Source organism: Jeotgalibacillus sp. R-1-5s-1 (assembly GCF_004405105.1).
GTDB lineage: Bacteria > Bacillota > Bacilli > Bacillales > Jeotgalibacillaceae > Jeotgalibacillus.
In genome coordinates, this window is record NZ_SORW01000053.1 from 196978 (window position 1) to 211577 (window position 14600).

General features: G+C 44.8%; 13 protein-coding genes, 1 other RNA gene and 1 other annotated feature. Of the genes, 2 read left to right on the top strand and 12 right to left on the bottom strand.

Features of this window, described 5'->3' with window-relative positions; genetic code table 11:
* The 5 genes from E2491_RS17685 to cymR all read right to left on the bottom strand — a co-directional run.
* On the bottom strand, nt 1-279 hold a 279-nt coding region (locus E2491_RS17685; RefSeq protein ID WP_483299884.1), incomplete at its 3' end, for a YrrC family ATP-dependent DNA helicase.
* A 16-nt stretch (nt 280-295) separates the two neighbouring features.
* The gene (locus E2491_RS16450) at nt 296-961 is read right to left on the bottom strand and encodes a tetratricopeptide repeat protein (RefSeq protein ID WP_134376711.1); all 666 of its coding nucleotides are present in this window, start codon (nt 959-961) and stop codon (nt 296-298) included.
* 392 nt (nt 962-1353) lie between these two features.
* Nucleotides 1354-2469: a tRNA 2-thiouridine(34) synthase MnmA gene (mnmA, locus tag E2491_RS16455; protein WP_134376712.1), complete on the bottom strand. Its 1116-nt coding sequence runs from the start codon at nt 2467-2469 to the stop codon at nt 1354-1356.
* Nucleotides 2470-2503: 34 nt separating this feature from the next.
* Nucleotides 2504-3646: a cysteine desulfurase family protein gene (locus E2491_RS16460; RefSeq protein WP_134376713.1), complete on the bottom strand. Its 1143-nt coding sequence runs from the start codon at nt 3644-3646 to the stop codon at nt 2504-2506.
* A 17-nt stretch (nt 3647-3663) separates the two neighbouring features.
* Nucleotides 3664-4083: a cysteine metabolism transcriptional regulator CymR gene (gene cymR / locus E2491_RS16465; RefSeq protein WP_134376714.1), complete on the bottom strand. Its 420-nt coding sequence runs from the start codon at nt 4081-4083 to the stop codon at nt 3664-3666.
* A 123-nt stretch (nt 4084-4206) separates the two neighbouring features.
* Between cymR and E2491_RS16470 the strand changes: the two genes are divergently transcribed.
* Complete coding sequence (locus E2491_RS16470; RefSeq protein WP_134376715.1) at nt 4207-5472, top strand: replication-associated recombination protein A; 1266 nt, start codon at nt 4207-4209, stop codon at nt 5470-5472.
* Nucleotides 5473-5521: 49 nt separating this feature from the next.
* Here E2491_RS16470 and E2491_RS16475 read toward each other — a convergent pair whose 3' ends face one another.
* The 6 genes from E2491_RS16475 to hisS all read right to left on the bottom strand — a co-directional run bounded on the left by E2491_RS16475 (nt 5522) and on the right by hisS (nt 11741).
* Entirely contained in the window at nt 5522-6445 is a 924-nt protein-coding gene (locus E2491_RS16475; RefSeq protein ID WP_134376716.1) for an ABC transporter permease, read from the bottom strand.
* Nucleotides 6438-7370 (bottom strand): ABC transporter ATP-binding protein, encoded by a 933-nt coding sequence (locus E2491_RS16480; protein WP_134376717.1) that lies wholly within the window; start codon nt 7368-7370, stop codon nt 6438-6440. Before E2491_RS16480 ends, E2491_RS16475 begins: the two co-directional genes overlap by 8 nt.
* A 144-nt stretch (nt 7371-7514) precedes the next feature.
* On the bottom strand, nt 7515-8273 hold the full coding sequence (locus E2491_RS16485; protein ID WP_134376718.1) for a tRNA threonylcarbamoyladenosine dehydratase: 759 nt from the start codon (nt 8271-8273) through the stop codon (nt 7515-7517).
* Between the two features lie 176 nt (nt 8274-8449).
* Nucleotides 8450-8637: non-coding RNA, 6S RNA (gene ssrS / locus E2491_RS16490), on the bottom strand.
* 51 nt (nt 8638-8688) lie between these two features.
* Nucleotides 8689-10461: an aspartate--tRNA ligase gene (aspS, locus tag E2491_RS16495; protein ID WP_134376719.1), complete on the bottom strand. Its 1773-nt coding sequence runs from the start codon at nt 10459-10461 to the stop codon at nt 8689-8691.
* 14 nt (nt 10462-10475) lie between these two features.
* Nucleotides 10476-11741 carry a histidine--tRNA ligase gene (gene hisS / locus E2491_RS16500; protein ID WP_134376720.1) on the bottom strand — a complete coding sequence of 422 codons (1266 nt, stop codon included), beginning with the start codon at nt 11739-11741 and terminating at the stop codon, nt 10476-10478.
* 58 nt (nt 11742-11799) lie between these two features.
* Nucleotides 11800-12031: a binding site (T-box leader), on the bottom strand.
* Between the two features lie 161 nt (nt 12032-12192).
* Here hisS and E2491_RS16505 point away from each other — a divergent pair.
* Nucleotides 12193-13989, top strand: a complete 1797-nt coding sequence (locus E2491_RS16505) for an N-acetylmuramoyl-L-alanine amidase family protein (protein WP_134376721.1) — start codon at nt 12193-12195, stop codon at nt 13987-13989.
* A gap of 159 nt (nt 13990-14148) precedes the next feature.
* Here the strand turns inward: E2491_RS16505 and dtd are convergent, their stop codons facing one another.
* Complete coding sequence (gene dtd / locus E2491_RS16510) at nt 14149-14589, bottom strand: D-aminoacyl-tRNA deacylase (protein ID WP_134376722.1); 441 nt, start codon at nt 14587-14589, stop codon at nt 14149-14151.
* Nucleotides 14590-14600 lie beyond the last annotated feature (11 nt).

The window sequence follows — 14600 nt, forward strand, 5'->3', positions numbered from 1 at the left end:
CTGCGGGAGTTCTTTTTTAAAGCGGGATGCGATAAATTGCGGGCCAAAACGGGGATGTTCTTTCACATGTCCATAAAAAAGATAAGTATCCTCCTCCTGCATCGCAGGAAAGTGACCCGTCACAACCATTTCATTTTCCACATTTTGAAGGTTTGTTTCCGCAACACGAATTCTGACCACGGAATACATATTATCTTCGTTATGAAAAATGGTAACAATCATTCTTCCTTTCACATACAGCTCTTCTTCTGTGAACAGATCTGTCTGCTGTGCCTTCATCCCGAATCCTCCCGAATTATTGTTCAAGTGCCTGCTTCATAATCTGACGTCCGTTTAATGCCAGATAATGATCGGGCTGAACATCAATTGCACGCTCAAAACAGTCAAGTGCCGCCCTGGCATCCTCCACAAAGCCAGCATAAGCGACACCGAGATTGTACAGAGCATCTGCGTGCTCAGCATCTAACTCAACGGCCAGCTTCAGATTTCTGATCGCCTCTTCTCCCTGCTCAATCTTCGCAAGGGCAAGACCATACTGAAAAAACACTTCCGCATCCTCTTCAGTCAGCTCAGAAGCCCGCTGCAAATAAGGTAAAGCAAGCTTCGTCTGATCCTGATTCACAAAAGACATACCGAGCATAAAATAAGCGTCGCTGTCCTGAATGCCATGGTGAACAGCCTTCTCATACAGCACCGCAGCCTCCTTAAAACGCTCCTGATTATAATACAAGTTTGCCAGCGAATAATAAGCCGCTCCTGCTTTCTCATCAAGCGTAATCGCCTTCTGATAAAAACGCTCCGCTTTTTCAATTTCATTAAACTGCGCAAGAATATTACCAAAGTTAATATAAGCCGCTGCATCATTCGGATCCTCTTCAATCTGCTGATTCAACAGCTGAAGCGCCTCCTCATACTTTCCTTCCTGTATTAATGCAATCGCCTGATCATTTAAAGAACTCATCTTTCCACTCCTGAATCTGATTAAATTTGTGCCATCAGTATAACATATGTTCGGTAAAAACTGACTCATGGCTTATGTAAATGGCAATATATTTAACCAAGTCTGATTTTATATCATTTTGAAGATACATAAAAAAGAGACTGGATATTCGGAAGCTTCTCCGTCTAAAGAAACGGGTTTTTTCTTTCCTTTTCAAAAAGATAAGTTGTATATAAAAACTTAAAGGGCCTGGGGCATCCGTAGACTCCTGCGGCAGAGAAGCGACAGGTGAGACAGATGTGCGAAGCACAGCTGGCTCACCGCGCGGCCGCGGAAAGCGAAGGATGCCCCAGGCCCGGTTCTCCAATAATAAAAAACAAAAGCGGAACACATCACATGTTCCGCTTCCTGTATCAGCCTACATACATCAGCTGTTCAGACTTCTTGAAAATCTTATCAATCGTACCGCCACCTAAACACACATCACCATCATACAGCACAACAGCCTGTCCCGGTGTTACTGCGCGTACAGGCTGATCAAACACGATCTCCGCTTCACCATTTTCTTTAAGATGAACCGTTACTCCCTGATCAGGCTGACGGTAGCGGAACTTCGCTGTACAATGAAATGTTGCTTCCGGCTGGCTGGCTGAGGTAAAGCCCATATCTACAGCTGTGATGGAATCCGAATACAGCGCATCATTGTCAAAGCCCTGCCCGACAAGCAGTTCATTTGTTTTCAGGTCTTTCCCTAACACGAACCACGGCTCACCTGAACCACCGATTCCGAGTCCGTGACGCTGGCCGATTGTGTAATACATCAGACCGTCATGACGGCCGACTTTTTCGCCATCCATCGTCACCATATCACCTGGCTGTGCAGGCAGGTACTGACCTAAAAACTCCTTAAAATTCCGTTCACCAATAAAGCAGATGCCCGTACTGTCTTTTTTAGTTGCTGTGGCAAGACCTGCTTCAGCGGCAATTTTCCGCACTTCTTTTTTATCGATATTTCCGATCGGGAACATCACTTTTGACAGCTGATCCTGTGAAAGCTGGTTCAGGAAGTACGTCTGGTCTTTATTCTGATCCAGACCGCGAAGCATTTTCACTTCCCCGTCCTGTTCCTCAACCCGTGCATAATGCCCGGTTGCAAGGTAGTCCGCACCAAGCTTCATCGCATGATCAAGAAATGCCTTGAACTTAATTTCCTTATTACACATCACATCAGGATTTGGTGTTCTGCCTGCTTTATATTCGTCCAGGAAGTACGTAAATACTTTATCCCAGTACTGTTTTTCAAAGTTTACAGCATAATAAGGAATGCCAATCTGGTTGCAGACTCTTATTACATCGTTATAATCTTCTGTTGCTGTGCATACACCATTCTCGTCAGTGTCATCCCAGTTCTTCATGAAGATTCCAATCACATCGTACCCCTGCTGTTTTAAAAGCAGCGCTGCGACTGAGGAATCCACACCTCCTGACATTCCAACGACAACACGGGTGTTTTCCGGTGTTTTTGTCATTTTCCTCACCTTTTATTCTATAGATTAACCGTGACTATTTTGTAAAACGGTCCATGATTTTTTTCAGAGTCTGAGCAATCTTTTTACCATCTTCAACTGTATTGCCATATCCAAAGCTGAATCGAATGGAGTTAAAAAGCTTCTCATTCCCTTCTCCAAACATAGCGGATAAAACATGTGAAGGCTCGATTGAACCAGCTGTACATGCGGAACCGCTTGAGACTGCAACCCCTTCAAGATCAAGGTTGACCAGAAGAGATTCAACGTCAGCACCATGAATGCTTAAGTTTAGCACGTGTGGAAGACTGTCCTCAAGTGAACCGTTCTGCTCATAACGGACATTCAGGCTGTTTAATTCTTCAATCATTGCATAACGGATCGCATTCAGTTCAGCAATCTTTTCTTCCCTGTTCTGAAAGGCCATTTCCACTGCTTTTGAGAGCGCTGCAATCGCCGCTGTATTTTCAGTGCCTGCTCTCTTTTTACGCTCCTGCTCACCACCAAAAAGACCAGGGGAAAGCGAGATTCCTTCTCTTGCATATAAAAAGCCGATTCCCTTAGGGCCGTTAATTTTATGGGCCGAAACCGAGAATAGATCAATACCAAGTTCTTTTGGATCAAATAACAAGAGGCCAAACGCCTGAACAGCATCCGTGTGAAACACTGCCTGATGATCCTTCAGCAGCGCGCCAATTTCCTCAATCGGCTGTATCGTTCCTACTTCGTTATTACCAAACATAACCGTAACCAGAATTGTGTCTTCTCTTAACGCTTTTCTAACATCATCAACGCTGATTTTCCCATCTTGATCAACCGGAAGATACGTAACGTCATATCCCTTTTTCTCAAGCTCCTGGCACGGGTGTAAAACCGCGTGGTGTTCAACAGCAGTCGTAATGATGTGATTGCCTTTTGATTTCATTGATTCTGCCGTTCCGAAAATCGCCAGGTTATCCGCTTCCGTCCCGCCGCTTGTAAAGATGATCTCATTAAAATGAACACCGATCTGTCTTGCAATCGATGTTCTTGCATCGTCAAGAATTTTCCTTGCTTCCCTGCCTGTTCCATGAATACTGGACGGATTCCCGTAGCTCGACGTCAGTGTTTGAACAAGAACATCAGCCACTTCCGGATGGACAGGGGTTGTAGCTGCATGATCAGCATAAATGTGATTCATGATCGTTGTCCCTCCAATTAAATATAAAACATATAGGCGTCAGATTCGCCTTCTTCTGTATAGTTTGCCAGATCTTCAATCGTTGTATGATCCAGAACATTTTTCACTGCGTCACGAATCCGGATCCACAGCTCTCTTTGAGGCGGTGCTTCATCTTCAATTCCTTCGACTGGACTGATCGGTCCTTCCAGTACACGGATTACATCACCGGCTGTGATATTCCCAGGTTCATCAGCCAGTACGTAACCGCCGTAGGCACCTCTGATACTTTTTACAAATCCGGCATTACGAAGCGGCGCAATAAGCTGCTCAAGGTAATGCTCGGAAAGATCATGTGTTTTGGCAATTGATTTTAATGACGTTGGCCCTTCACCATGATTTTTAGCAAGTTCAATCATGATTGTTAATCCGTAACGGCCCTTTGTCGAAATCTTCATCTTGTCTCCACCTTTGTTAACGTCTTTTTTGCTTTAGCAATTATAGCATATAACCGCTTCGATTGGCATTAAGGGTGGCTGATAGACTATGATGGAAGAAGTGATCTTACAGGAGTGATAACTATGGCGAAAAAACCGCTTGCCTTTCGGATGAGACCAGCTGATATTGATGAAATCATCGGTCAGCAGCACCTTGTCGGAGAAGGGAAAATCATCAGACGAATGGTGAAAGCGAAACAGCTTTCATCCATGATTCTATACGGACCACCTGGAATCGGTAAAACGTCGATTGCTTCAGCGATTGCAGGGAGCACGAAATATGCATTCCGTTCTCTGAATGCCGTGACGAACAATAAAAAGGATATGGAAATTGTCGTGCAGGAGGCTAAAATGTCAGGCCGCGTCATTCTTTTGCTTGATGAAGTCCACCGGCTTGATAAAACGAAGCAGGATTTTCTCTTACCACATTTAGAAAGCGGATTGATTGTCATGATCGGGGCAACCACAAGTAACCCTTATCATGCCATTAACCCTGCGATCAGGAGCCGATGTCAGATATTTGAACTGAACCCTTTAACACCTGATGAAATGAAAAAAGCGATTTTACGTGCACTTGATGATGAGGAACGCGGACTTGGCGCTCAGCAGGTCAGGCTGACTGATGAGGCACTCGATCATTTTTCTAACGCCAGCAATGGGGATGTCAGAAGTGCACTGAACGCCCTCGAGCTCGCAGTGATGTCAACAGAGGAAAAAGACGGGGAAATCATGATTGATGTTGAAACGGCTGAAGAGTGTCTGCAGAAAAATTACTTCGCACACGACAAGGACGGAGACGCACACTATGATGTGATGAGCGCTTTTCAAAAATCCATCAGAGGCAGCGATGTCAATGCAGCCCTTCATTATCTTGCCCGGTTGATTGAAGCAGGAGACCTGCCCACAATCGCAAGAAGACTTCTTGTCATTGCCTATGAAGATGTCGGACTCGCCAATCCGCAGGCCGGCCATCGGACCCTGGCTGCGATTGAATCCGCTGAACGGCTCGGCTTTCCTGAAGCTCGAATTCCACTTGCTGCGGCAGTCATCGAACTCTGCCTGACGCCGAAATCCAACTCCGCTATTTCAGCGATCGACAAAGCACTGTCAGATATAAGAAAAGGAAAAGCAGGGTCAGTACCGAACCATTTAAAAGATGCTCATTACAAAGGTGCTGAAAAACTCGGACGCGGAACCGAATACAAATACCCACACAGCTACCCAAGCGGCTGGGTGGAACAGCAATATCTGCCTGACAATTTGAAATCGGCGAGATATTACGAACCAAAAGAAACCGGGAAGTTCGAACAGGCACTGAAACAGATATACGGAAACATGAACAAAAAGTGAATACAATTAAAAAGGACCGGACATATGAAACAGTCCGGTCCTTTTTTCATCAGCTTGCAATATCTCTTTTCGTAAACACTGTAAACGCCAGCACCATAAAGATCGTAAAGTAAATCAGAATCATGATCACAGAGAACGTCATCGTCATCCCTTCTACAAGCGGCATGTTCATCTCATACATCGCAAGACTCGTGTTGGCAAAAAGGCTGTATTTAGCCCAATCATAATACATGGCGATAAATCCTGTAACCGTGCCACCCACAAACAACAGGAACAGACTGATTCCAATCGCAAGCGAGCTGTTTCTGAACACAGCTGAAATCATAAACGCCATCGCCGTCAGCAATATTACATCAATGGAGCTGTAGAAATAAATCTTCACAAGGTAGAAAATCATGTTGCTTTCTTCCACTACTCCGTCTACGTAAGCAAGTCTTACTGAAGAACCGGAATCGAAGAAAATAAAACCTAAAATAACGGATAAAACAGCGGTAATCGCAACGAGCAGCATACCGAACGCACCAACAGTCAAAAACTTCGATAAAAGTATCTTCCATCTTGAAATCGGACGGATCATCAGCAGCTTGATCGTTCCCCATGAGAACTCGCCTGCCACAATTCCGGAAGCTACGATAATGGCAAACAATCCAATAAGTGAAATTAATAATGCATTGTTCTCCAGATAAGACCATACCGTTCCGGACGTGTTTGGTTCAATATCATTTTCAAGCGCATAATTATTGATGGCCACCTGCGCTTCAGGATCTACCACAAAAGCTTCACCGGCTTCGATCTGCGCATTTTGAGTTTCAAGCTGTGCTTGCCATGTCTCTCCATCTGTTGACTCCAGGTTGGAAATAAAAGCATAAATCACAGTGGACCCCGCAACTGCAACGACTAATAGACCAATCATAATATAGGTTGCAACACGGCTGAACAGCTTCATCCATTCGTTACGAATTAAATTAAACATTGACAGGCTCCCCCTTCCTGCTCGTCACTTCAAGGAATCGGTCTTCAAGCGTTTTAGCTGCAGGAGCGACTCCATAAATATCAACATTTTCATGAACACACCATTTAACGATTTGAGGAACATCTTCTTTTGTACAGCTGATAAGAAGTGACTGGTCAACCAGCTCTATTTTCCATTCTTCAAAGATCGCCTGCATTCGTCCGATGACCTGCTCCGGATTTTCAACCTCTAGCTTAAATACCTGCGTCTGTTCAGACATAAAGTCGTTCACCGTCTGAACATCAACAAGCTTTCCGTCCTGAATGATTCCGATTCGGTCACACATCATTTCCATTTCAGAGAGCAGGTGACTCGATACGATCACAGCCATGTCTCTTTCTTTTGCCAATTTTCTTATGTAGTCACGGATTTCCCTGATTCCTGCAGGGTCAAGTCCATTTGTCGGCTCATCTAAAATGAGCACTTTTGGATCATGGAGTAAGCTCTGCGCTATGCCAAGTCTTTGTCTCATCCCCAGAGAATACGTTTTTACCTTATCGTTAATTCTCTTTTCGAGTCCGACAAGCTTGACGACTTCATCAATTTTATCTTTTGAAATGCCTTTATACATCCTGGCGTAATGCACAAGGTTTTTATAGCCTGACATAAACTTATACATTTCCGGATTTTCTACAATGGCCCCGACATGCTGGACCGCTCCTTCAAAATCCGTTTTGATGCTTTTACCGTCAATGATGACATCTCCATCTGAGAGTTTCATTAAACCGACAATCATTCTGATTGTGGTCGTTTTACCAGCTCCGTTCGGTCCTAGAAACCCGAATACTTCGCCGCTGTAAACGTTAAAAGATATGTTGTCGATAATCTTTTTGCTGCGAATTTGTTTTGTTACATTTTTTAGTTCAACCACCGTTTTCCCGCTCATATTCACCTCTCCTTTTTCGTTGCTCAACCTATTTACGGACTACTTGGAAAAAAGTTTCAGGAAAATAAAAAAACGGCACAAGGCCGTCTTTAAAAACTTTTTAACAAGTTAGGGCATCCCCTATTATCAGGGATGCCCTACTAATTACCGTACTCTTTTAATTTCTATATCTTTCAATAAAGTGTTAATGACATGACTTGCTGCAACTAGTCCAGCGACGGATGGCACAAATGCGTTTGATGATGGCGGCATTTTGGCTTTACGGATCGGGGCGTTTTCTTTGCCGACTGTTTTGTTCACTTCTTCTCTTGTGACAATCGGGCTCTCATCAGAAAAGATGACCGGTATGCCTTTTTTAATGCCCTGCTTGCGAAGCTCACGTCTGATTACTTTGGCAATCGGATCGGTATGCGTTTTTGAAATATCGGCAATCTGGAATCTTGTCGGATCCATTTTATTTGCAGCACCCATACTCGAAATAACAGGGATATTACGTGCGATACATTCCTTCATCAAATGAATTTTGTAGGCGATCGTATCAGACGCATCGACTACAAAATCCAGGCCATAGCTGAAAAATTCTTCATACGTTTCTTCTGTATAGAACATTTTCAGTGAAATCACTTCACATTCTGGATTGATGTCAGCAATACGTGCTTTCATCAAATCAGCTTTTGGCTGACCGACTGTTGACAATAAAGCAATTATCTGACGGTTTACGTTTGTAATATCCACATCATCTTTATCAACGAGAATGAGCCTTCCCACGCCGCTTCGTGCCAGTGCTTCTGCTGCGAAAGATCCAACACCGCCAATGCCGAGGACTGCAACTGTTTTTCCTTTTAAAAGATCGATCCCTTCACGGCCGATCGCAAGTTCATTTCTTGAAAATTGGTGAAGCATATTAATCAACTCCAAATGGTTTCTTTAGCGGTAATAGAATAGCGTATTTTTCCGATAAGTGCAATAAGAATTAGAAATGAAACATGGATTCAATGCCCTTCGCTTTTGTGACATCTTAAACATGTAAAAAGTCCGGAGCACGAATGCTCCGGACTTTTTATGCTATGTACGGTTCGGTAAATCCCAATTGTGCCGTCAGATGTAAGGATCTTACGTTTTGAACCCGGTCTCAGCAGGTGGGTGCCCTGTTTTCTGATTGGTGTTTCCCCGCAAAGGGATGCACGCCGCAGAAAAACGTGAACTCCCGGTTATTGAAGTGTTCGGTCAAAACTGAAGATTTGGGTAACGTGCACTTCAGGACTTACCTTGTGATTTCATCATAGCATAACAGTATATATAATACAATTTATATTCATTAATTTTTCTGAAGATTCAGTGATAACCTTAATTCATCCAGCTGAGCTTCACTTACTTCACCCGGAGCATCTGTCAGCACACAGCTTGCGCTCGCTGTTTTAGGGAAAGCAATTGTGTCACGAAGGTTCGTTCTGCCTGCAAGCAACATGACAAGACGGTCAAGTCCAAGCGCGATACCACCATGTGGAGGAGTTCCGTATTCAAAAGCTTCAAGAAGGAAACCGAATTGTTCACGCGCTTCTTCCTCGCTGAAGCCAAGCACCTCGAACATTTTCTCCTGAATTCCACGTTCAAAAATACGCAGTGAGCCTCCACCAAGCTCGTAACCGTTTAATACAATATCATAAGCCTGGGCACGGACAGCACCCGGGTCTGTCTCAAGTAAAGGAAGATCTTCTCTTACAGGCATCGTGAATGGATGGTGCGCTGCAAAATAGCGGCCCGCTTCTTCGTCATATTCAAGTAATGGCCAGTCTGTCACCCAAAGGAAATTGAATGCTTTCTCATCAATCAGGCCAAGATCTTTACCAAGTTTGGATCTCAATGCACCAAGTGCATCTGCTACCACTGATTTTTTATCCGCTACAAACAGTAATAGATCTCCTTCAGAAGCATCAGCAGCTGAAATGAGCGCCTGTTGCTCTTCTTCATTAAAGAACTTCGCAATTGGTCCTGCAATGCCGTCAGCTGTTACTTTCAGCCATGCCAGCCCTTTTGCTCCGTAGCGGCCTGCAAATTCACCAAGTGCATCAATGTCCTTACGTGAATATTGCTCTGCTGCACCTTTGGCATTAATCAGCTTAACCTGACCACCATTGGCAACGGCTCCGCTGAATACTTTAAAGCCTGATTCTTTAACCAGCGCTGAAACATCCGTCAGTTCCATACCAAAACGTGTATCCGGCTTATCAGAACCGTAACGCTCCATCGCATCCTGATAAGTCATTCTTGGGATTGGCAGCTGAATTTCAAGACCCTTTACATCCTTCATCATCTCGAACAGCATTTGCTCATTCATGGCCATAATCTCTTCCTGACTCATGAAGCTCGTTTCTATATCGATCTGTGTAAATTCAGGCTGACGGTCTGCACGCAGATCCTCATCGCGGAAGCAGCGAGCAATCTGATAATAGCGGTCAAATCCGCCGACCATTAACAGCTGTTTAAAAAGCTGAGGTGACTGGGGAAGTGCGTAAAATTCTCCTTCATGAACGCGGCTTGGTACAAGATAGTCACGCGCTCCCTCAGGTGTACTCTTCGTCAGCATCGGTGTTTCCACCTCAATGAACTGTGCATCATCAAGGAAGCGTCGAACTGATTTTGTAATCGCATGACGCATCTTGAATGTTTCTGCCATTACAGGGCGGCGCAGGTCAAGGTAACGATGCTTCAGTCGGATCTCTTCTGCAGTTTCCGCCTTATCTTCAATTGCAAAAGGAGGTGTTTTGGCTTCACTGATAATCGTCACGGATTCTGCGTGAATTTCAATGGCACCTGTTGCAAGATTCGGGTTCACGGTTCCTTCCTGTCTCGCCTGAACCGTTCCCTCAATGCTCAGTACATATTCACTACGGATCGTTTCAGCTGTTTCAAGTGCCTCTTTTGAAAAATCCGGATTGAAAACAACCTGGACAATCCCGCTTCTGTCACGCAGGTCTACGAAAATCAGTCCACCAAGGTCACGTCTTTTCTGAACCCATCCTTTTAGGGTGATTTTCTCACCAATCGCCGCTTCCGGTACTTCTCCACAATAAAATGATCGTCCAAACATATTAATCCCTCTCCTCACGCTTTTCTGATGTAGTTGATGACTTCGTCTAAAGGTACGGTTTCCTGTGTACCATCGTGCATATTTTTAACGGCTGCCTTGCCTTCCTGCAGTTCATTTTCACCAATGATGACCACATATTTCGCCTGAATACGGTCTGCTGCTTTTAGCTGCCCCTTCATTTTCCGATTCAAAAAGTCCATTTCGGTGCTGAGGCCACTGCGGCGTGAAGTGTAATTCAGCTCCACTACTTTGTCCTTCGCTTCCTCACCCATCGCTACAAAATAAGCATCCACCTGATCATTGACTTCGAGCTCAACCTGTTCAGCATCAAGCGCTGCCATCAGGCGTTCAATACTGAGGGCAAATCCGATACCCGGCGCAGTTGGTCCGCCGATCTGCTCAGTAAGACCGTTGTATCTTCCACCACCACAGAGTGTCGTAATCGCGCCAAAGCCTTCCGCATTACTCATAATTTCAAAAGCAGTGTGGTTGTAGTAATCAAGTCCGCGAACGAGATTAGGATCCAGTTCATACTCGATACCCATAATGTCCAAATAGTGCTGAACCTTTTCAAAATAGGCTTTCGATTCTTCATTTAAGAAATCCTTAAGTGAAGGAGCATTTGCAATCAGTTCGTGATCCCGGTCTTTTTTGCAGTCGAGAATACGTAAAGGATTCTTCTTAAGACGGACCTGACAGTCAGAGCAGAATTCATCAATTCTCGGTTCAAAGTGCTTAATAAGTGCATCTTTATGCGCCAGTCTGCTTTCTGTATCTCCAAGGCTGTTCAGGACAAGCTTCAGTTTTTTCAATCCCATACGGCTGTAAAGCTCCATCGCCAGTGAGATCACTTCTGCGTCAATCGCCGGATCGTCACTTCCGATCGCCTCTACGCCGAACTGGACAAACTGTCTGAAACGGCCAGCCTGCGGACGTTCATAGCGAAACATCGGACCGCTGTAGAAAAGCTTGACGGGCTGAACGGCTTGACCGTGCATTTTGTGCTGAACGTAGGAGCGGACAACTCCTGCAGTTCCTTCAGGGCGCAACGTCAGATTTCTGTCACCGCGGTCTTTAAAGGTATACATTTCTTTTTGTACGATATCCGTTGTATCTCCCACACCGCGCTCAAATAATTCAGTGTGTTCAAAAATAGGGGTTCTGATTTCCTTATATTGATACTGGCGGCATATTTCAGCTGCAGTCTGCTCAATCAGTTGCCAGCGGCCTGTCACATCCGGAAGCAGGTCCTGCGTTCCTCTTGGTATATTAATGGTCACATCAATTCCTCCTTTAAATTTCCAGCAAACACAAAAAAATCCCGTCCCTTGTCCGAAAACAAGGGACGGGATTTGATTTCCCGTGGTGCCACCCTAATTGAAGCATAAGCTTCCACTTTAAGCAGTTAACGCCTGCCTACGTTTCTTCCTAATAAGTGATCATCCACTGTTCAGAAAAAAGCCTACGGAGTGTTCATTCAATAAGGCGTCATGTGAGTCTGATCTCAGCCGCGGCAGACTCTCTCTTTTCATGCGGGATCTTACCTACTGTTCTCCATCAACAGCTGTTTGTGCGTTTATAATGATGTTATCAATCATAATAACGTAATCCATTGTTGTCAAGAGGAATCCACAGATCCTTCTTTTTTGAAAATTCTAATGACTTCAAGCATCATTTTCTATATCATAATGACTATTAGGAATATCCGCAACAAGAGACTGAGGTGAAGTGATGAAACAACGGATTAATATTTTTATTATCCTTCTGCTATTAAGTTCGTTTGTTCCGTATCAGGGTGTATCTGCAGAAGAAGGTACATTAACACCCGCTTACCCTTCTATCCAGATAAGAGAAGGCCCCGGGCTGGCTTATCCACCAATAGCATCCGGATCAGAAGGTGACCGTTTTACCGAAATTGCCAGAGAGTTTGGATGGGTACAGGTTGAAACGTCAGACGGACAGACGGGTTGGATAGCCGAGTGGCTGTTAACTGAAATTTCCGGGGCACAGCCGGAAACCGGAGATACAGAGAATCCAGCTTCTTCAGCTGTAACAACCGACCAGCTCCGGGTAAGAAGCACACCGTCTGAAGAGGGAGAAATTCTGACCGTTCTTGCTGCAGGCGAAGCGTTACAAATCGTTTCTGAAGAAGGTGATTGGTTTGAAATCAAGACATCAGACGGAACTGAAGGATGGGTATTTTCAGCATACATAGACGTGCAGGATGCAGGTGAAGCGGAATCAGATCACTCAACAGACGGAGCATACGGAACCATTCTAGTCGACCGTTTGAATGTAAGAAGTGACGCCTCAGCAGAAGGTGCTGTCATCGGAACGTTAAACAGCGGGGATCAGGTAAATGTATTGGATGAGCAGTACGGCTGGCTGGAGGTCGAAACCGCGTCCATTAAAGGCTGGGTCAGCTCGTCATATGTCGAATACAATCTTCAGGGCAGCAATGCTTCAGAGGAAGTCCCGGCTGATGAGCCACAGCAGTCAGATATACACATCACAGCTGATGGCTTAAACGTCAGAAGCGAACCTGACAGAACGTCTGAATCAATCGGAACGGTTTCATTATACGAATCGTACACGGTACTTGATCAATCAGGAGAATGGATACTGATTGAACTTGGGGAAGGCGAGCAGGGCTGGATCGCTTCATGGTACACCGCTCCCGGCAGACACGCAGGCAGCTCAAGCGTTACAACCGGGCAGGAAGAGAGCATTACGATTCTTTATAACGGCTCCAATATCCGCCGCGAAGCTTCCACAAATGCAGAAATTGTCTACCGCGCTCAGGCGGGGGAAGTCTTTTCAGCTCTTTCACATGAAGGTGACTGGATTGAAATTAAACTGGCTGATGGAACGTCAGGTTTTATTGCAAATTGGATCGTTTCATCAGATGCCAAGCCCGATAATGAAGCTGACAGTCCCGGAGTAACTGAAGAACCGGAGAATGACAGTGAACCCGTTACTTCAATAGCTGATGCCACCATTGTGATTGATGCAGGACATGGAGGCCGTGATGGCGGAACCATTGGTGCTTCAGGTACACTGGAAAAATCCATTACGCTTCGCACAGCTGAGATTTTGTACCATAAGCTGTCAAGTGCAGGAGCAAATGTCATTATGACGCGCCAGGATGACCGCTACATTGCGCTCCATCAGCGTGTGGCCATTTCACAGGAGCATAATGCGGATGCATTTGTGTCTATTCATTATGATTCAGTTGATGATCGCAGTGTTCGCGGGTACACTACCTATTTTTACGGAGGCCCGGATGAGGAGCTGGCCAGTGCGATTCATACAGGTCTTGAAGATCAGATGACGATCCGCAATCGCGGTGTCCAATTCGGAAATTTCCTTGTTTTACGTGATAACACAGCGCCATCTGCTTTAATTGAACTCGGTTTTATCAGTAACCCGTCAGAGGAAGCGTCTGTAACGAATGATCGCTTCAGGGAAATCGCCGCAACCGGGATTTACAATGGATTAACAGAATATTTTTCAGGTAATGAAAACTGATTAAAGGCAGGTAAAGGTCCCGGTCAGGTGTTTGACCGGGACCTTTACGCTGTATATCTTTTTTTCAATAAAGAGCTTCATGAATGAATAAATCAATTCGCCTAAAATTAAAAGACCGCACAAGTTCTTCCTGATTCAAAAGAGCTTGTACGGTCTTTGTTATTTACTTTCTACAATGAGTGTGACAGGACCATCATTTGTGAGAGATACATCCATCATCGCACCGAATACGCCGGTTTCCACCTGAAGCCCTTTTTCTCTCAGCAATTCGTTAAAATGTTCGTATAAAGGCTCGGCATGATCAGGTCTCGCAGCAGCCATAAAATTAGGTCTGCGTCCTTTTTTCGTATCCCCGTATAAAGTGAATTGTGAAATGGATAAAATCTGCCCTTCACGATCCAGGACAGAATGGTTCATTTTCCCGTCCTTATCTTCAAAAATTCGCAGATTAGCGATTTTCTCAGCAGCATAAGCACAGTCCGCCTCACTGTCATCCTGACTGATTCCAACTAACAGGACAAGACCATGAGGGATCTGTCCTGTTACATTTCCATCAACGGTTACTTGTGCTTTTTTACTTCTTTGTACGACCACTTTCACTGTTAAAAGCC

Coding starts and splice junctions, on each gene's coding strand:
- E2491_RS16480 (WP_134376717.1), bottom strand. CDS start 7,370: ATGAGCGGGAAAACGGTGGTTGAACTAAAAAATGTAACAAAACAAATT.
- E2491_RS16475 (WP_134376716.1), bottom strand. CDS start 6,445: ATGTTTAATTTAATTCGTAACGAATGGATGAAGCTGTTCAGCCGTGTT.
- mnmA (WP_134376712.1), bottom strand. CDS start 2,469: ATGACAAAAACACCGGAAAACACCCGTGTTGTCGTTGGAATGTCAGGA.
- aspS (WP_134376719.1), bottom strand. CDS start 10,461: ATGTTTGGACGATCATTTTATTGTGGAGAAGTACCGGAAGCGGCGATT.
- cymR (WP_134376714.1), bottom strand. CDS start 4,083: ATGAAGATTTCGACAAAGGGCCGTTACGGATTAACAATCATGATTGAA.
- E2491_RS16470 (WP_134376715.1), top strand. CDS start 4,207: ATGGCGAAAAAACCGCTTGCCTTTCGGATGAGACCAGCTGATATTGAT.
- E2491_RS16505 (WP_134376721.1), top strand. CDS start 12,193: ATGAAACAACGGATTAATATTTTTATTATCCTTCTGCTATTAAGTTCG.
- E2491_RS16450 (WP_134376711.1), bottom strand. CDS start 961: ATGAGTTCTTTAAATGATCAGGCGATTGCATTAATACAGGAAGGAAAG.
- E2491_RS16460 (WP_134376713.1), bottom strand. CDS start 3,646: ATGAATCACATTTATGCTGATCATGCAGCTACAACCCCTGTCCATCCG.
- E2491_RS16485 (WP_134376718.1), bottom strand. CDS start 8,273: ATGCTTCACCAATTTTCAAGAAATGAACTTGCGATCGGCCGTGAAGGG.